Origin of the sequence: Streptomyces sioyaensis (assembly GCF_004122735.1) — a bacterium.
In the GTDB taxonomy this organism is placed as follows: Bacteria; Actinomycetota; Actinomycetes; order Streptomycetales; family Streptomycetaceae; genus Streptomyces; species Streptomyces sioyaensis.
The window spans coordinates 1-17,701 of sequence record NZ_SDIF01000076.1; the positions used below are offsets into that span (position 1 = coordinate 1).

Consider the following 17,701-nt stretch of genomic DNA (forward strand, 5'->3'; position numbering starts at 1 on the left):
GGCTGGTGGCGGGTCTGCGGCTGATGGGGGGCCGATGAACCAGGGCCGGGGTGGCGGGCCGGTGGGGGTGGCTGGGCGCGAGCGTGGCGGTGGTGGCCATGACGGCGGTGCGGGCGGCGGTGGGGAGCGGCCGTCGCGTACGGGATTTGCGCCGCCGGTATGAGGCGGGCGCACGGCACCGTATGAGGCGGGCGCCCGTGTCGCGTGGCCTTCAGTGCCGTGAGGCGGCCATGCCGTGCCGGTGCCCGGGCCGGTCAGGGGAAGGTCGACGGTGGGGAGTCGAGGGATTCGAGTTCGATGCCGGGGGCGGAGAGGACCACGTCGCCGGTGATGTGGACGGTGTGCTGCTCGCCGGTTTCCAGGTCGTTGACCTGGTATTCGTCGGCGATGAGGGGGGCGTTGTCAGTGGCGTGTGGTGTGCTCTTCAGCAGGGCCCAGGACTGGTCGAGAGTGCGCGGGGCGAGGACGGGGGGTGTGAAGGCGACGAGGCGGGTGCGGACGGCGCCGGCGCCGAGGGCGGGGCGCAGCAGCCGGGCAGTGGCGATGAGGAAGGCGGGGGACGCGCCGGTGAAGGCGTGGGCGGGGACGTTGCCCTCGGTGGCATGTTCGCCGGTCGGGTCGGTGCGTACCCAGGTGACGCCCTCCAGAGCCGCGCCGCGGACCTGCCAGGCGGAGGCGTGGAGTTCGAGGCGGAGGGGACGGCCGAGTTCGTCGAGGGTGAGGTCGACGGAGCCGGTGTGGTCGCCGGAGGGGCTGACGATCTGGGAGACGTAGCGCCAGCCGGAGGGGCCGGTGGCGCAGTGGAAGTGCTCTTCACCCAGGGGGGTGTGATCGTGCGGGTCGTGGAGGGAGTAGTGGCCGCGTGGCATGAGGGGTGCAGTCCTTCGGGCGGCGACGGGCCGGTGCGTCGGGGCGGATATGTGGGGTCCTTACGGGCCAGGCCCCCGCCGTGAGGGGCGAGGGCCTGGTGTCACCGGCTGCTGTGGCTGAACACCAGCTGGTCGGCGGCGCCGACCTGCCGGTGATCGCCGACTGGATCAGTAGCGGTAGTGGTCGGGCTTGTACGGGCCCTCGACCTCGACGCCGATGTAGGCGGCCTGCTCCGGGCGCAGTTCGGTGAGCTTGACGCCCAGCGCGTCGAGGTGGAGACGGGCGACCTTCTCGTCGAGGTGCTTGGGGAGCACGTAGACGTCGGTCGGGTACTCCTGCGGCTTGGTGAACAGCTCGATCTGGGCCAGCGTCTGGTCCGCGAACGAGTTGGACATCACGAAGGAGGGGTGACCGGTGGCGTTGCCCAGGTTGAGCAGACGGCCCTCGGACAGCACGATCAGCACCTTGCCGTCCGGGTGCGTCCAGGTGTGCACCTGCGGCTTGACCTCGTCCTTGACGATGCCTTCGAGCTTCGCCAGGCCGGCCATGTCGATCTCGTTGTCGAAGTGACCGATGTTGCCAACGATCGCCTGGTGCTTCATCCGCGCCATGTGCGAGGCCAGGATGATGTCCTTGTTGCCGGTCGTGGTGACGAAGATGTCGGCGGTCTCCACCACGTCTTCCAGGGTGGTGACCTGGTAGCCGTCCATCGCCGCCTGCAGCGCACAGATCGGGTCGATCTCGGTGATGATCACCCGGGCGCCCTGACCACGCAGGGACTCCGCGCAGCCCTTGCCGACATCGCCGTAACCGCAGACCACGGCCGTCTTGCCGCCGATCAGGACGTCGGTGGCACGGTTGATGCCGTCGATCAGGGAGTGCCGGCAGCCGTACTTGTTGTCGAACTTCGACTTCGTCACGGCGTCGTTCACGTTGATCGCCGGGAAGAGCAGGTCACCGTCGCGGTGCATCTCGTAGAGACGGTGCACGCCGGTGGTGGTCTCCTCGGTCACACCGCGGATCTCGGAGGACAGGTTCGTCCACTTCTGCGGCGACTCGGCCAGCGTGCGGGTGAGCAGCTCCAGGATCGCGCGGTGCTCCTCGCTCTCCGCGGTCTCCACGGACGGGACCTTGCCGGCCTTCTCGTACTCGACGCCCTTGTGCACCAGCAGCGTGGCGTCGCCGCCGTCGTCGAGGATCATGTTCGGGCCGCCGGTGGGCGAGTCGGGCCAGGTCAGCGCCTGCTCCGTGCACCACCAGTACTCCTCCAGCGTCTCGCCCTTCCAGGCGAAGACCGGGATACCGGCCGGGGCGTCCGGCGTGCCGTTCGGACCGACCGCGATCGCCGCGGCGGCGTGGTCCTGGGTGGAGAAGATGTTGCAGGACGCCCAGCGGACCTCGGCGCCGAGGGCGACCAGGGTCTCGATCAGGACGGCGGTCTGCACGGTCATGTGCAGGGAACCGGTGACGCGGGCGCCGGCCAGGGGCTGGGCGGCGGCGTACTCCTTGCGGATCGCCATCAGACCGGGCATCTCATGCTCGGCGAGGGTGATCTCCTTGCGGCCGAAAGCGGCGAGGGACAGGTCGGCGACCTTGAAGTCCTGGCCGGTGGCTGCTGTCGTCATGCGTGCTGCTCCTCGATGGTCGAGGTGGATGGGCTGGCAGTCTGCGGCGCGGGCAGATACGAGCGTACGCGGTAGCGCACATACCTCTCCCCCTGGCCGCAGCGCAGTCCGTCGGAGGCCCTCTCTCCCTCGGCCGGTCCGGGTGCGGACCGCCCGACCGCCATCAGCAGCGACGTCTGGCACTGGTCACGAATCTACACCGATCGGCCCAGTGAACCCCAGCCCGGAGGGTCCGATTCAGTGGGATCCCGGCCATCGGGCGGCGGGCGGAAGGCGGTTGGTCGCCCGCCGCCGGGGCGTCGGCGGGCGGGTTTCCGGCCGGTACGGACCGGCCCCCGGGGGCTGTGCACGCGCTGGGCCGTCGTGCAGGATGCGTGCAGCGCGGGCACCTCCGCACGACCGCATCTGCACAGCCGCATCCGCACACATCCGTACGACCGCATCTGCACGACCGCGCGCACGTTCATAAGGAGAGCTACGTGACGACGAGTCCAGCCGATCCCCCCAAGGGCGCGGGGAGGGGCGGGCAGGGGCTGAAGCTGCTCGCAGTGACCGCCTGCCCGACCGGTATCGCCCACACGTACATGGCCGCGGAGAAGCTGGCGCAGGCCGCCCGCGTGCTCGGTCATGAGATCAAGGTGGAGACCCAGGGCTCCATCGGGGCTGAGAACATCCTCTCTGACAACGATGTCAGAGACGCCGATGCCGTCATCATCGCCGCGGACAAGGACGTCGACCGGAGCCGCTTCGCCGGCAAGAAGGTCCTGTCGGTCGGCGTCGCCGAGGGCATCCGCCACCCCGAGCGGCTGATCGAGCGGGTGCAGAGCGCGCCGGTGTACGGGGGCGAGACGGCCGACGGGGCCGGTACGGGCGCCGGCGCGACCGGGGCGGCCGCGGGCGCCGGAGGCAGCAGGGAGCGCGGCGTCACGTACAAAGCACTGATGAACGGGGTCAGTTACATGATCCCGTTCGTGGTGGTCGGCGGGCTGCTGATCGCGATCTCGCTGGCGGTGGGCGGGCATCCGCAGGCCGACGGCGGTCTGGTCATTCCCGACGGGTCGTTCTGGAAGCATGTGAACGACATCGGCGTCATCGGCTTCACGCTGATGGTGCCGGTCCTGTCCGGCTATATCGCGTATGCGATCGGCGACCGGCCGGCGCTGGTGCCGGGCATGATCGGCGGCTGGATCGCCAACACCGGTGCGCTGTACGACTCCAAGGCGGGCGCGGGCTTCATCGGTGCGATCGTCACCGGGTTCCTGGCCGGCTATCTGGTGCACTGGATCAAGAAGGTCGAGGTCCCCGCGTTCGTCCGGCCGATCATGCCGATCATCGTGATCCCGATTGTGGCGACCACGGCGCTGGGGCTCTTCTTCATCTATGTGATCGGCAGGCCCATCTCCTGGGTGTTCACCCATCTCACCGGCTGGCTCGGCGGCATGACCGGGTCGAGTGCGGTGCTGCTCGGCGCGATACTCGGCCTGATGATCGCGTTCGACATGGGCGGTCCGGTCAACAAGACCGCGTTCCTGTTCGGTGCGGGGCTGATCGCGTCCGGCAACCAGACCGTGATGGGGATGTGTGCCGCGGCGATCCCGGTGATGCCGCTCGGCCAGGGGCTGGCCACACTGATCCGCCGCCGCCTGTACTCCGAGCAGGAGCGGGAGACGGGGATGGCGGCGCTGTTCATGGGGCTCTTCGGGATCTCCGAGGGGGCGATCCCGTTCGCCGCGGCGCGGCCCGCGCAGGTCATTCCGGCGAACATGCTCGGCGGCGCGGTGGCCGGTGCGGTCGCGGGAACGGCCGGGGTGACGGACGCGGTGCCGCACGGCGGGCCGATCGTGGCGGTGCTGGGTGCGGTCGGCGGGGTGCCGGTGTTCTTCCTCGCCGTCGCCATCGGAACGGTGGTCACCGCGCTGACCACCGTCACGTTGGTCGATGTCTCGGAGCGCAGGAAGGGCAACGCCGCGGCGGCTTCGCTGAACCGCGTGCCCGCTCTGGCCGGAGCCGGAGCCGGTGGAGCGGGTGCCGTCGCGAGCGCCGGTGCCGGGAGCGGAGCGGGGGCAGATGCCGGTGCAGGCGCCGCGCGCGGTACGGCGACGGCCACCTTGGCCAAGGCTCCGGCGGCGGAGGCCCGTACGGAGGAGAAGGCGCCCGCCAGGGCGGCGGATCAGGTGCTGTCCGGCTACCTGACCGAGCAGACCGTCAGGACGCAGCTCGCCGCCGGCGAGAAGGAGGCAGCGATCCGTGAGATGGCCGAGCTGGTAGCCGGCACCGGCACGGTGGCTGACGTGGCGGAACTGGTGCGAGTGGCGCTGGTGCGGGAGGCGCAGGGCACCACCGGTCTCGGTGAGGAAATCGCCATCCCGCACGCCAAGACGGACGCGGTGACGGCTCCGGTCGTAGGCTTCGCGCGGTCCGCGGACGGCATCGACTGGGGTTCGCCGGACGGCACGCTCGCCAAGCTGGTCTTCCTGATCGCGGTGCCGGAGGCGGCGGCCGGGGATGAGCATCTGCGCATCCTGTCGCTGCTGTCGCGGAAGCTGATGGACGGCGACTTCCGGGCCCGGCTTCAGGGCGCGGAGGACACGGCGGCGATTCTGCGTACTCTCGGCGAGATCCATTAGGGCGGGGGCTAACGCATCCCGTAGGGGCTGCGAGAGCCCCCTCGGGGCCTCAACGCGGCAGTGCGGGGGCGGTATTCCGGGTGGCTGACCACGGCATTCCTGGTGGCTGACCACGGATTCCCGGTGGCTCACCGCATGATCGGCATTCCCCGTGGCGCACCACATGATCGAGGGGCCGTGATCGACGGACCGTGATCGACAACCCGTGACCTACCGGCTTGGCGCCGTACGGCAACGGCCCCCGCACTCGCCAGGAGTGCGGGGGCCGTTCGATGACGGGGCGTCTTGGTTCCCGCCGGGCGTCTTGGAGATGCGGTTCAGTGCCCGCCGGGCGTCTTCGACGGGTCGTCGCCCGCGGCGGCCGCGGCCTCGTTGTAGATGTCCGGCTCCAGGTAGATGACCCGGGCGATCGGCACGGCCGCACGGATGCGGGCCTCGGCGGCGTCGATGGCGCGGGCGACCTGGGTGGCGGTGTCGTCGTGCCGTACCGCGATCTTGGCGGCGACCAGCAGCTCCTCGGGGCCGAGGTGGAGCGTGCGCATGTGGATGACGCCGGTGACGACCTCGCCGTCGACGACCGCCTCGCGGATCTTGGCGACCTGCTCGGGCCCGGCCGCCTCGCCCAGCAGCAGCGACTTGGTCTCCGCGGCCAGGACCAGGGCGATCAGCACCAGCAGCGCGCCGATGCACATGGTGCCGATGCCGTCCCAGATGCCGTCACCGGTGGCGAGGGTCATGCCGACGCCGCCCAGCGCGAGGATCAGACCGACCAGCGCGCCGAAGTCCTCCAGCAGGACGACCGGCAGCTCCGGGGCCTTGGCGCGGCGGACGAACTGGGTCCAGGTCAGCTTGCCGCGCAGCTCGTTGGACTCCTTGATGGCCGTACGGAAGGAGAAGCCCTCGGCGATGACCGCGAAGACCAGGACACCGATCGGCCAGTACCAGTCCTCCAGCGGGTGCGGGGCGTGGATCTTCTCGTAGCCCTCGTAGAGCGCGAAGACGCCACCGATGGTGAACAGGACGATGGAGACCAGAAAGCCGTAGATGTAGCGCTCCCGGCCGTAGCCGAAGGGGTGCTCCGCGGTTGCCGCGCGCTTCGCCTTCTTGCCGCCGAGCAGCAGCAGGCCCTGGTTGCCGGAGTCCGCGAGGGAGTGCACGCCTTCGGCCAGCATCGAGGACGAGCCACTGAAGGCGAAGGCCACGAACTTCGCTGCGGCGATCGCCAGGTTGGCGCCCAGCGCCGCAACGATCGCCTTTGTCCCGCCTGATGCGCTCATAGGTGCCGCATGTCCCTTCCGTCGTCCGGTTTTTACCGCCGCTTTAATGCCGTGCGGCGGTCATTGTTGCAGCCCGGCCCGAGGCGTCCGCCAGGAGGCCACCTGGCGGACGGGATCCGGCACCCGGTGAGCGTCGCGGCCGCCGCGTCAGACGACCACCGTCGCGCGGAAGAGGGTGCCGTCCCCGGCGAGCGTGAGCGCTTCCCCGGCCGGTACGAAGACGGATTCGCCGGGGGCAAGGGCCAGCTCGGCCGCCGCGTCGGTCGCGCCGTCCCGCAGCCGGACCGTGCCCGCCGTGCACAGCAGGATCTGCGGCGTACGGGAGACGAGCGGGCGCGGTGCGGCGCCGGGGGCCAGGGCGAAGCGGGAGAGGCGGAACTCGTCGACGGGGGTCTCGTAGACCTCCTCGCCGCCGACGGCCTCGGGGCGCAGCACGCCCGCGTCACCGGCCTCGAAGCGGACCACCCGCAGCAGCTCCGGTACGTCGACGTGCTTGGGGGTCAGACCGCAGCGCAGCACGTTGTCGGAGTTGGCCATCAGCTCGACGCCGAGGCCGCTCAGGTAGGCGTGCGGGATACCGGCGCCGAGGAACAGCGCCTCGCCGGGCTGGAGTCGGACGTGGTTGAGCAGCATCGCGGCGAGGACGCCGGGGTCGCCCGGGTAGTGGTGGCCGAGGGCGGCGTAGGCGGCGTGGTCGTCGGCGTACGGCCCGCCCCGGTCCGCGAGGCGGCCGGCGGCGACGGCGGCCTGCTCGACGGTCTCGGCGATGGCGTGGTGCTCGGCGCTCAGGAGGGCGGTGAGCACCTCGCGCAGGGCGTCCTCCTCGGGGCTGGCGCGCAGGATGTCGACGTACGGCTTGAGGCCGTCGACGCCCAGGGCCGCCAGGAGGTCCGCGGTCTGCGCCGGGTGCCGGAAGCCGCACAGGCCGTCGAAGGGGGTGAGCGCGACGATCAGTTCGGGCTTGTGGTTGGCGTCCTTGTAGTTGCGGTGGCCGGCGTCGATCGGGACGCCGCGCCGCTCCTCGTCGGCGAAGCCCTCGCGCGCCTGGTCCAGATCGGGGTGGACCTGGAGGGAGAGCGGCGAGCCGGCCGCGAGCAGCTTGAGCAGGAAGGGCAGCCGGGGGCCGAAGGCGCGGACGGCGTCGGCGCCCAGCTCGGCCTCGGGGGCGGCGTCGATCACCTCGGCCAGGGAGACCGGGCCCGCGCCGCGGTCGATGCGGGAGGGGGCGCCGGGGTGGGCGCCCATCCACATCTCGGCCTGCGGTTCGCCGGTCGGCGCGGTGCCGAGGAGCTCCGGGAGGGCGGTGGTGGAGCCCCAGGCGTAGGGGCGCACGGTATTGGCGAGGCGGTCCATGGGTCGGTTGCTTCCTGACAGTCGTACGTGACGGCGGGGCGTTGGGCCTGCGGATGCGGGCCGGCCGTCCAGATCACTCGGTGCCGGCAAGCGCGAGGTAAACGGCGGCGAAATCCACGATGGCGAGAAGTTCCGCGGCCTTCTCCAGATCGCTGCCGACGTCCGGCTCCAGCTCGCTGACGGCGGTGTCGCGCTCCTCGGCGAGGGCCTGGGCGGCGCGGGTGGCGGACAGCGGGCCCGGCTCCTCCTCCCGCAGCAGCACGACCCTGGCGTGCATCGCGGGGGGCTGCTCGACCCGGTCGCGGAAGAAGTCGTCCGGGTCGGCACCGGCGGCCAGGGCACCGGCCAGCAGGGTGCGGTGGGTGGCGAGCGCCTCGGGCAGCTCGGCGACGAGGGCGGGGCGGCCGGCCAGCCCGGCCAGCTCGGTGGCGAAGTGCCGGCCGACGGCGCCGGCGATGGTGCCCTCGGTCCACAGCAGCGGGAGCGCGTCGGCGAGCTCGGCGGCCAGCGTCTTACCGGGGTTGGTGTAGGTCGGGATGGCCGGACCGCAGCGTTCGGCGATCTGGTCCAGGCGGTCGGCGAGCTTGCCCAGAGCCTCCGGCGGGGCGCTGAGCAGGCCGATCCGGTCGGCGAGCGAGAGCAGCGGGATGAGCACCGACCAGAGGGTGCCGGGGGCGGCCGGCGGGGCGCCCTCGACGTCGAATTCGGCGTCGTAGGGGGTGGTCGCCAGCGGTACGGCGAGGCCGCGGGCCTGGACGACGGCTTCGGCGAGCGGGCCGCCCTTCGGGGTGACGGCGACGACGGCGCAGCCGCGGCGGTAGGCCTGCTCGACCAGCTCGGCGAGGCCGGGGTCGGCGGCGTCCGGGCCGGGGAGCAGCAGCAGGTCCAGGGGCCCGGCCCAGCCGGGCAGGGTCCAGCGCAGCGCCCCGGGCAGCGGGGCGACGCCGGTGGGCGGGATGAGGGTGACCGGGCAGCTGCCGCCGCCGAGCGCCCTGAGCAGGTCGGCCACACCGGCCGCGGCCGGGCCGGGCCCGGCGACGAGCACGGTGCGCGGGCGCCCGTCGGGGGTCAGCTCGTGGATGCCGGATTCGGCGGCGCCGCGGGCGGCGGTGCGGACCCGGGCGCCGGATTCGGCGACGCCGCGCAGCAGACCGAAGCGGTCGGCGCCCGCCAGTGCGTCAGGGGTGTCGAGGAGTGACTCGTCGAGCATGGTGGGCGCGGCCTCCGATCGCCGGTGCGGGCGGGGAAACGGGCGGTGCCGGGCGGGGCCGGCAGCGGCCGGTCAGGCGGGGCGGCGGGCTTCGTCGACGAGGAGCACGGGGATGCCGTCCCGGACGGGGTAGGCGAGGCCGCAGTCGCCGGAGGTGCAGAGCAGCTCGGGTTCGGAAGCGGGGCCCGAAGGGGCGTCGGTCCGGTCCTCCAGCGGGGCGTGGCACGCCGGGCAGGCGAGGATCTGGATCAGGCTGGCTTCGACCGGCATGGATGCTGCTCCTTCGGGGCGGTTGCGGCGTGGCCAGCGTACCGCCGGACGGGGGCCCGGGGCCTGCCCGGCGGAGATTCGGGGTGGTGAGCGGCGGGGCGGGCGGCAGGGATGCGGTGGCCGCCCGCCCCGCCCGGAGACGCCCTCCGGTTTCCCGGGCGGCCCGGCCAGCGGCCTGGCCGGTGCGAGCGGCCGGGACGAGCGGCCGGGGGGCGACCGGTGCGGGCGCCGGGGTTCAGGCGCGGATGATCGCCAGTACCTCGTCGCGGACCCGGTCGACGGTGGCGGCGTCCCTGGCTTCGACGTTCAGCCGGAGCAGCGGCTCGGTGTTCGAGGCGCGCACATTGAACCACCAGTCGTCGGCGGTGACGGTCAGCCCGTCCAGCTCGTCGAGGGTGGTGCCCGCGCGGTCCTGGTAGGCCGCCTTGAGCGCGGCGAGCCGGCCGGCCTGGTCGTCGACGGTGCTGTTGATCTCGCCGGAGGCCGGGTACCGGTCGTACTGCGCGACCAGCTCCGACAGCGGGCCCTGCTGGCCGCCGAGGGCCGCCAGGACGTGCATCGCGGCGAGCATGCCGGTGTCGGCGTTCCAGAAGTCGCGGAAGTAGTAGTGCGCGGAGTGCTCGCCGCCGAAGATCGCGCCGGTCCTGGCCATCTCCTCCTTGATGAAGGAGTGCCCGACGCGGGTGCGGACCGGCTTGCCGCCGTTCTCCTTGACGACCTCCGGCACCGACCAGGAGGTGATCAGGTTGTGGATGACCGTGCCGCCGGGGTGCTTGGCCAGCTCGCGGGCGGCGACCAGGGCGGTGATCGCGGACGGGGAGACCGGGTCGCCGTGCTCGTCGACGACGAAGCACCGGTCGGCGTCGCCGTCGAAGGCGAGGCCGAGGTCGGCGCCGGTCTCGCGCACCCGCGCCTGGAGATCGACGATGTTCTTCGGATCCAGCGGGTTGGCCTCGTGGTTCGGGAACGAGCCGTCCAACTCGAAGTACATGGCGTCCAGTTCGAGCGGCAGCCCCTCGAAGACGGTCGGTACGGTGTGCCCGCCCATGCCGTTGCCCGCGTCCACCACGACCTTCAGCGGACGGATGCCGCTCAGGTCCACCAGGCCGCGCAGATGGGCGGCGTATTCGCCCAGGACGTCGCGCCGGGTGATCGTGCCCGTCTCGGCGGCCGGCTGCGGGACACCCTCGTCCGACCACCGCTCCACCAGCGCGCGGATCTCGGCGAGTCCGGTGTCCTGGCCGACCGGTGCCGCGCCCGCCCGGCACATCTTGATGCCGTTGTACTGGGCCGGGTTGTGCGAGGCGGTGAACATGGCGCCGGGCAGGCCCAGTGCACCGCTGGCGAAGTACAGCTCGTCGGTGGAGCAGAGGCCGATCAGGGTGACCGTGGCGCCGCGGGCCGAGGCGCCACGGGCGAAGGCACCGGACAGGCCGGGCGAGGAGGGCCGCATGTCGTGCCCGATCACGATCGCGTCCGCGCCGGTGACCTCGGTGAAGGCCGCGCCGAACAACTCCGCGAGCGATTCGTCCCACTGGGCGGGGACGACACCGCGTACGTCGTACGCCTTCACGATCTGCGACAGATCAGCCACAAGCCTGCCCTCCTGGAGTCCTTGGGGCTCCCAACCTACCGGGCGGGCCGTGGCGCGGGACGGGTACCCGGCCGGTGGGCGGGGCTCAGGAATCCGGCGAGCGCAGCACCCGCAGATGGCCGCGGCGGGCGACCTCCATGGGGTGGGTGTCACGGTCGCCGGAGGCGGGTGCGCCACCGGCGCCGGCGGCGCGTTCCTGGGGGCGGGCCGCCTCGCGGACGGCGTTCGCCAGGGCTTCGAGATCGTCGCCGCTGGGGCGGGCCGGGCCCGAGTCGAGGGCGAGGCGGACGACCTCCCAGCCACGGGGCGCGGTCAGCCGCTCGGAGTGCTCGGCGCACAGGTCGTAGCAGTGCGGTTCGGCGTAGGTGGCGAGCGGTCCGAGCACGGCGGTCGAATCCGCATAGACGTACGTCAGCGTTGCGACGGCGGGGCGGCCGCACGCAGTGCGCGAACAGCGACGTACAGGGCTCACGACGTTGGACGGTACCGCACTCTTGAGCGGGCCGCGACGACTCTCCCCAGGCTCACCCAACCGTGTCGTCCCGCTTCGTCCGATGCGTCTGACCTGCACCCGCTCGACCTGACCTGGTCCGGACGGGCGGGGGCGGACGGCCCACAGCGAGGAATCCCGTCACGACTCCATGCATTTCCTGCCATTCCGATGTCGATCTGCGATCTCATTCAGAGAGGCAAGGGAAATCGAGACGGACAGGTCCGGTCAGTCGACGACATGCCACGTCTTGTCGCGCTCCCCGGTGTCCGAGGGTCCTTGACGGCTACGCTCGATGCTGATGGACAGTCCCGTACCCCCCCGACCGGCACAGCCACGGCTCCGCCGCCGTGACCGCCACGGCCGCGGTATGCGCGGCCCGATCGCACCGCCCCAGGTGCCGCTCTCGGTGACCCGTGCCGACGCCTTCGTGGATCTTGTCTACGACTCCCGGGACCGGCTGGAGCGGCGCTGGCCGCAGCTCTCCCAGGTCGACTTCCTGATCCTCGACGTGCCCGGTTCCGGCCCGGACGACGGGCCGGACGCGGCCGCCGACACGGAGACCGTGCCGCTGGGGCGGGTGCTGCCGGCCGCGGGCGGACATCGCGACCGGATCGTGATCTACCGCAGGCCGGTGGAGATCCGGACGAAGAGCCGTGACGAGCGGGCGTTCCTGGTCCATGAAGTGGTGGTCGAGCAGGTCGCCGAACTCCTGGGACTGGCCCCGGAATCGGTGGACCCGCGCTACGGCCAGGACTGAGGCCGTAGCGCGGGTCCGAAGGGCGCGTGCGCGGTTACTTCGTGAGGACCGACAGATCCTGGCCCGCGGTCGGGACGAGGACCGTGCCCCGGTCGTCGGGCAGCGTCTGGACGGTGAAGGCGGGCACTCCCCCCTGGGGGCGGGAGAGCATGCGGGCCGCGTAGACGGGGCCGCTGCCGGCCGCCGGTTCCACGGTCAGGGCGTAGGTCCCCTTGAGCCCTTGGGGGGTCGGCGGGGCGACATCGAGGCTGGTGCCGCCCTTGACCGTGTACGTCTTGGTGACCGGGGTACCGCCGCCGCTGCCGGCCGACGCGGTGACCTTCACCTTGGCGTCCTTGCCCTTCTCGGGCGCGACCAGCGAGAGGGTGCTGCCCTTGTCGCGGTTGTCGGCGGCGGTGGCGCGCTGCTCGACGGGCCGGGTCGCCGGGATGAAGGCCATCTCCTGCTTGGCGCCCTTGCCGCGGGTCACCCGCAGTGCGGCCGCGACCGGGACCTTGGAACCGCCGTCGGAGGGGGTGAGCACCAGCGAGCCGGCCTCGCCCTTGGTGACGTCCTTGAGGTCCACCGCGGTGGTCATCCCGCTCTTGAGGTGCAGGCTCTCCAGACCGGCCGGAGTGATCAGCCCGGTCGGGGTGGCCAGCTGCACCTTGAGGTCGGCGTCGGACTCGCCGGGGGCGAGGGCGACCAGCCGGACGGAGGTGGCGTCCTTCGGGATGCCGGGCAGCACCACGCTCGGCGACGGGTCGGCGGCGGCCGGCAGCCAGTCGCTGCCGAGCTTGCCGTCGGTGGCCTGCACGGCCGCGCCGATCCGGCCCCCGCGGGCGACGACCTGCAAGGACGCGTTGGTGGTGGGGGCGCTGGTCAGGGTGGAGAGCAGGACGGGGACCGTGGCGTGCGGCGGGACGGTGATGTCCTCCCCCGCCGAGCCCCCCAACGACCCGTCCTTGCCCCGCAGTTGGAGGTCGACGACGGCCGGGGTCGGATCGGGGTTGGTCAGGTGGACGTAGTCCTGGCGGTCCGTGGCGGTGCTGACGCCCGGGAACCAGAACGTGGTGTCGGGGGTGGTGCAGCTCAGCCCCATGAGGCCGCGGCCCGAGCCAGCGGCGACGGAGGTGGTCTGCTGGACGGTCCAGCCCGGGGCGAGGGCCCCGTCCGCCGCGCCGACGAGGGCGGGGGCGTCCGGGCTGTCGGTGCTCGTGGTGACCGGCTTGCCGGCCTCCTGGAGGGGCACGACGGGCTTGGTGTCGCGCGGCGCGACGGCCTGCCCGGCGGCGGAGTCCGCACCGCCGCCCGCGCCCTTGCCGTCCTTCCCGTTCTTGCCGCTGCTCTTCTTGCCCTTGCCGTTGTCGGTGCCGCCGCCGGCGTCCTTGACGGTCCCGGCGGGCAGCAGTGCGGCGGTGCCCTTCTTGCCGTCCGCGCCGGCCGCGGCGCCCTTGGGGGCGAAGGCGGTGTAGTCGGTCTGGCCGACCTCGGAGGAGGTCGGGGCAGGGCAGAGCAGCGCGGAGCGCTGGACGGGCAGCCGGGAGCTGCTGCGGGGCGCCTCCTGGGCGCCGCCGCCCGGGGCGGTCACGGCGGCGACGCCGGTGACGGCGCCCAGCGCGGCGGCCACGCCGATCAGGGACATCATGGTGCGCTTCACTGCTGGTCGCTCCCGTCACGGCGCTGCTCGGAGTAGGAGCCGGGGTACCCGGGATACGGGGCGCCGTCCTCGTAGGGCTGCTGATGCTGCGGGCCGTCGTCGCCGTACTGCTGCTGTTGCTGCTGCTGCCCGTACCCGTACGGGTCGTACACGCCCGCCTGGTAGGGGTCCGCGGCGTACGGGTCGGTGGCCTGGTAGGGATCCGCCGGCGGGTAGGGCTGCTGCCCGTACTGCCCGGCCTGGTAGGGGTCGGCGGGGGCGTAGGGCTGCTGCCCGTCGGGCGCGGCCTGCGGGGCGGCCGGCCACTGGTCGTACGACGGCTGCTGCGGCACCGCCCCGTGGGGGTACCCCTGGTCGAAGACCGGAGGAGGGTCGCCGGCGCCGGGGTCCGCGACGGGGACCGCGCCGGCCGCCGGGTCGGCGGCCGGGTCGAGGGGCTGCTCACCCTCGGGTGCCGCGGGGGCGCCGGCGCCCGCCGCATCGGGGGCGCCGGCGGCCTCGGCCTGGGCCCGCAGGCGCCGGGCCCGGCGGCCGTCGCCGGAGGCCGCGGCGGCCTGGGCGGTGGCCGCGTCCTCGGGCAGGTCGTCGTCGATCTCCCGGCGGCGGCCCGGCAGGGCCAGCACCACCAGGACGACGGCGAGCAGGCCCTGCGCCCACAGCCAGAGGGTGTGGCCGAGCGGGTTCTCGTGGGTGAGGTCGAGGGTGCCGCCGCCCGCGGGGAGCGCGAAGCCCTGGGCCCAGCCGTCGACGGTCGTGGGCTTGAGCGGGGTGCCGTTGAGGGTGGCCTGCCAGCCCTCGTCGGCGGCGTCGGCCAGCCGCAGCACCCGGCCGTCGGCGCCGTCCGGCACCTTGGTGTGCGCCTCGACGGGGCCGGCCGGTACGGCGACGGGGGCGACGGACTCGGCGGCGCTGGTGCCGTCCTTGGCCTCGCCCGCGACGATCGAGAGCCGCGAGACCCGCCGGTCGACGCGCCACAGTGCGCTGCCGTCGTCCTGGCTGAGCCGGGTCAGGCCCGGGGTCGCGTCCAGCACCCGGCCCATTTCGCGCGGCGCCCCGTCCCGGACCAGGACGTAGCGGACCGCATAGCCGCCGAGCTGGTTGGTCTGGTCGGCTCCGGAGCCGGCCACGAGGTGGGCGACGATGCCGCCCAGGCGCGTGTCCCCGCCCGCTTCGGCGGCCAGATCGGCATCGCCGAGCCGGGCACCGGAGCCGCGGACCAGCGAGTAGTCCACATGGCCCGGCGTGCCGTCGAGGACCAGCGTGCGGGCCCGGTCGGCGGTGCCGCTCTCCTCGGCGACGAACGCCGGGACCTGCTCGGGGTTGCGGCGCTCCAGCGGACCGGCCGCGCCGGTGATCATCCAGCTGACCGCGACGTAGAGCGGGGCGAGCAGCGAGGCCAGCGCGATCAGCACGGCGACCGGCTGCTTCCAGCCGAAGCCGAGGTTGGCCATCCGAGTGCGGATGCCCTCGGCGCCGACCGCGGCGGCGCACAGCAGCGCCAGCCCGTAGACGAGCATCGCGGGCCCGGTCCAGCCGGAACCGTTGCCCAGCGCGGCGAGCAGCAGCCCGGTCAGGGCCGCCGCCCAGGCGGTACGGATGGCGAGCTGCCGCTCGTCGCGCAGGGTCGCGGCGAGCGCGGCCAGCACGATGCCGAACAGCAGCACCCCGCCCACGGCCTTGGGGCCGCCCGGGCTGAGGCCGATGAGGTCGAGTACGGAGGCGGAGCCGGCACCGTAGCCCAGCCCGGCCTCCTGGAAGAAGCGCCCGGGGTGGGTCAGCAGCGACAGCGACCAGGGGGCGAGCACGACCATCGGCGCGAGGACCACGGCCAGGAAGCGCAGCCCGTAGGCGAGCAGTTGGTCGCGGCTGCCGTCGAGGAAGCGCAGCACCAGCAGGCCGGCCCCGAGCAGCACCGCGATCGGCCAGACGACCGGCGTGAAGGCCGTGGTGAAGGTGATCAGCAGCGTGTACGCCCAGGTCGCCCGCCAGCTGGGCCGGGTGCCCGGCGGCAGCCGCAGCCCGCTCGCGGCGACCCCGGCGCGCGCCATCAGCGGCAGCAGGATGGCGAGCACCGCCGTGCCCAGCCGCCCGCCGGCCAGCGCTCCGGCGGCCGCCGGCAGAAAGGCGTAGGCGATGCTCCCCCAGGCCCGCAGCAGCCGGGAGGCGACCAGCGGCCGGGAGGCGAAGTAGGCGGTGAGACCGGCCAGCGGGACGGAGCAGACCAGCAGCAGGGTGACGGCGAAGCCCGTGGAGCCGAAGAAGATGCTCGACACCAGGGCGACGACCGCCAGGTAGGGCGGCGCGGAGGCGCTGTCGCCGACCCCGACCGCGTGCCAGCTGTCGAGGTACGCCGACCACAGGTCGGACACGCTGCCGGGCGCGGGCAGCATCGCGCCGCCGGTCAGCGCGCCGGAACCGAGCAGTCCGCGGCAGGCGACGAGCGAGACCAGCAGCAGGAGGAGGAAGAGCACCGGTGCCGGTTTGCGGGCGATCCGCTTGAGCCGGGCGAACTGCTCGATCTCCAGGAAGTCGGCGTCGTCACCGCCCGGCCCGGACTCGACGGCGCCGTGCCGGCCGGCCGAGGCCACGTCCGGGGCGGCCCGCCCGGCCAGATTGCCGGCGACCTGTTCGACGGTGGCGCGCACCGTCGCGCCGGGCGGCGGGAACAGCGGCCGCAGTTCGCTCGCCTCGACCGCGGGCCGGCCTCTCCTCTTGCGGGCGGCGAGGATCTTGCCGGGCCGCAGCAGGGTGCCGAAGAGTCCGGCGAGTTCGTCGAGCGCCTGGCCCGGGACCTTGCCGACGAGGTAGGCGACGACCCGCAGGACGGTGCCGATCAGCAGCCGCAGCAGGACGTACGGGAGGGTCCGGCCGGGGGTGTTGGTCAGCAGGGTGTAGACGGCGCCTGCCTTGTCGACGCGGTGCGGGTTGGCCACCGAGCGGCCGACGCAGTCGATGGGGCGGCGCTCGCGGGCGGCGGCCTCGGCGTGCCGCAGGATCGCGTCCGGCGCGACCAGGACCTGGTGGCCGGCCGCCTGGGCGCGCCAGCACAGATCGACGTCGTCGCGCATCAGCGGCAGCCGGCGGTCGAAGCCGCCCAACTCCTCGTAGACGTCCCGGCGGATGAGCATGCCCGCGGTGGAGACGGACAGCACCGGACGCACCTGGTCGTGCTGGCCCTGGTCCTGTTCGCGGCGGTCCAGGCCGGTCCAACGGCGACCGCTGCGGGCGATGCTGACACCGGCTTCGAGCAGCTGCCGGCGGTCGTACCAGCTGCGCAGCTTGGGTCCGACGATCACGGTGGAGGGGCTGGCGTCGGCTACCCGCAGCAGCTCGGCGAGCGCGTCCGGCTCGGGTGCGCAGTCGTCGTGCAGCAGCCACAGCCACTGGACCGGTTCGCCGTGCGGCAACTCCGGCATCTCGTACGCCTCGTCGTGCCAGGTGCGGCTGACCGGGTCCCAGCCGCTGGGGCGGCGCAGATACGGCAGATCGTCGGGGGTCAGCACGGGGGCCGTACGGACCGCCTCGTCGACCGCGGTACCGAATCCGGAGCGGCGGGCGAGATGCAGCACCCGTTGGTCCCCGATGGCCTCGGCGAGCAGCTGGGCGGAGTCGTCCGCGCTGCCGGTGTCGGCGCCGATGACGTTCTGCACCGGGCGTTCCTGGCCGAGCAGGCCGCCGAGCGCATCGGGCAGCCAGCGGGCTCCGTCATGGGAGACGATCACGGCGGTGACCACGTGCCGCGGGAACTCTGGGGTGGCGGCTGCATATGAGGCGGCCTGGGCCGCCGACTGGCTGTGCACGGACATCGAGGTACGGGCCCTCCGGACCCGGGAGTTCGGGACCCGTTGCGCAGTCGCGCTGGGCACCCGCCCCCGGAAGACACTGCGACGGACTACGAGGCGACGCGAACGCCCGGCAGGGCGGCGGCGCATCTCGGACGGGGCCCCACACTAATGGTTCGCGCCGGTGCCCCGACCGGTCCGTAC

General features: G+C 73.2%; 12 protein-coding genes. 2 read left to right on the forward strand and 10 right to left on the reverse strand.

Annotated elements, in window-relative coordinates; translation table 11 throughout:
• Nucleotides 1-254: 254 nt before the first annotated feature.
• Nucleotides 255-869, reverse strand: coding sequence for a hypothetical protein (locus tag EST54_RS23065; RefSeq protein ID WP_129249636.1), 615 nt, complete (start codon nt 867-869; stop codon nt 255-257).
• Nucleotides 870-1,037: 168 nt separating this feature from the next.
• On the reverse strand, nt 1,038-2,495 hold the full coding sequence (gene ahcY / locus EST54_RS23070) for an adenosylhomocysteinase (RefSeq protein WP_129249637.1): 1,458 nt from the start codon (nt 2,493-2,495) through the stop codon (nt 1,038-1,040).
• 548 nt (nt 2,496-3,043) lie between these two features.
• Between ahcY and EST54_RS23075 the strand changes: the two genes are divergently transcribed.
• Nucleotides 3,044-5,122 carry a fructose-specific PTS transporter subunit EIIC gene (locus tag EST54_RS23075; protein ID WP_372448262.1) on the forward strand — a complete coding sequence of 693 codons (2,079 nt, stop codon included), beginning with the start codon at nt 3,044-3,046 and terminating at the stop codon, nt 5,120-5,122.
• A 317-nt stretch (nt 5,123-5,439) separates the two neighbouring features.
• Here EST54_RS23075 and EST54_RS23080 read toward each other — a convergent pair whose 3' ends face one another.
• The 6 genes from EST54_RS23080 to EST54_RS23105 form a co-directional block, all read right to left on the reverse strand.
• Nucleotides 5,440-6,399 carry a cation diffusion facilitator family transporter gene (locus EST54_RS23080; RefSeq protein WP_129249639.1) on the reverse strand — a complete coding sequence of 320 codons (960 nt, stop codon included), beginning with the start codon at nt 6,397-6,399 and terminating at the stop codon, nt 5,440-5,442.
• A 147-nt stretch (nt 6,400-6,546) separates the two neighbouring features.
• Nucleotides 6,547-7,752: a mannose-6-phosphate isomerase, class I gene (gene manA, locus EST54_RS23085; RefSeq protein WP_129249640.1), complete on the reverse strand. Its 1,206-nt coding sequence runs from the start codon at nt 7,750-7,752 to the stop codon at nt 6,547-6,549.
• 73 nt (nt 7,753-7,825) lie between these two features.
• Nucleotides 7,826-8,962 carry an SIS domain-containing protein gene (locus tag EST54_RS23090; RefSeq protein WP_129249641.1) on the reverse strand — a complete coding sequence of 379 codons (1,137 nt, stop codon included), beginning with the start codon at nt 8,960-8,962 and terminating at the stop codon, nt 7,826-7,828.
• A 72-nt stretch (nt 8,963-9,034) separates the two neighbouring features.
• Nucleotides 9,035-9,232 carry a Trm112 family protein gene (locus EST54_RS23095; protein ID WP_093483520.1) on the reverse strand — a complete coding sequence of 66 codons (198 nt, stop codon included), beginning with the start codon at nt 9,230-9,232 and terminating at the stop codon, nt 9,035-9,037.
• A gap of 235 nt (nt 9,233-9,467) precedes the next feature.
• A complete protein-coding gene (locus tag EST54_RS23100) occupies nt 9,468-10,826 on the reverse strand; it encodes a phosphomannomutase/phosphoglucomutase (protein ID WP_129249642.1) in 1,359 nt (452 codons plus the stop codon).
• Nucleotides 10,827-10,911: 85 nt separating this feature from the next.
• Nucleotides 10,912-11,358 (reverse strand): DUF3499 domain-containing protein, encoded by a 447-nt coding sequence (locus EST54_RS23105; protein WP_129249643.1) that lies wholly within the window; start codon nt 11,356-11,358, stop codon nt 10,912-10,914.
• Between the two features lie 328 nt (nt 11,359-11,686).
• Between EST54_RS23105 and EST54_RS23110 the strand changes: the two genes are divergently transcribed.
• Nucleotides 11,687-12,076, forward strand: a complete 390-nt coding sequence (locus EST54_RS23110) for a metallopeptidase family protein (RefSeq protein WP_129249644.1) — start codon at nt 11,687-11,689, stop codon at nt 12,074-12,076.
• A 34-nt stretch (nt 12,077-12,110) separates the two neighbouring features.
• Here EST54_RS23110 and EST54_RS23115 read toward each other — a convergent pair whose 3' ends face one another.
• Complete coding sequence (locus tag EST54_RS23115; protein WP_129249645.1) at nt 12,111-13,715, reverse strand: DUF5719 family protein; 1,605 nt, start codon at nt 13,713-13,715, stop codon at nt 12,111-12,113.
• Nucleotides 13,712-17,521, reverse strand: a complete 3,810-nt coding sequence (locus EST54_RS23120) for a glycosyltransferase family 2 protein (protein ID WP_129249646.1) — start codon at nt 17,519-17,521, stop codon at nt 13,712-13,714. Before EST54_RS23120 ends, EST54_RS23115 begins: the two co-directional genes overlap by 4 nt.
• Between the last annotated feature and the right edge of the window lie 180 nt (nt 17,522-17,701).

Excerpts from the sequence above, each read along its gene's own strand:
- EST54_RS23065 (WP_129249636.1), bottom strand. The coding sequence starts at position 869 with ATGCCACGCGGCCACTACTCCCTCCACGACCCGCACGATCACACCCCC.
- ahcY (WP_129249637.1), bottom strand. The coding sequence starts at position 2,495 with ATGACGACAGCAGCCACCGGCCAGGACTTCAAGGTCGCCGACCTGTCC.
- EST54_RS23080 (WP_129249639.1), bottom strand. The coding sequence starts at position 6,399 with ATGAGCGCATCAGGCGGGACAAAGGCGATCGTTGCGGCGCTGGGCGCC.
- manA (WP_129249640.1), bottom strand. The coding sequence starts at position 7,752 with ATGGACCGCCTCGCCAATACCGTGCGCCCCTACGCCTGGGGCTCCACC.
- EST54_RS23090 (WP_129249641.1), bottom strand. The coding sequence starts at position 8,962 with ATGCTCGACGAGTCACTCCTCGACACCCCTGACGCACTGGCGGGCGCC.
- EST54_RS23095 (WP_093483520.1), bottom strand. The coding sequence starts at position 9,232 with ATGCCGGTCGAAGCCAGCCTGATCCAGATCCTCGCCTGCCCGGCGTGC.
- EST54_RS23110 (WP_129249644.1), top strand. The coding sequence starts at position 11,687 with ATGCGCGGCCCGATCGCACCGCCCCAGGTGCCGCTCTCGGTGACCCGT.
- EST54_RS23120 (WP_129249646.1), bottom strand. The coding sequence starts at position 17,521 with ATGTCCGTGCACAGCCAGTCGGCGGCCCAGGCCGCCTCATATGCAGCC.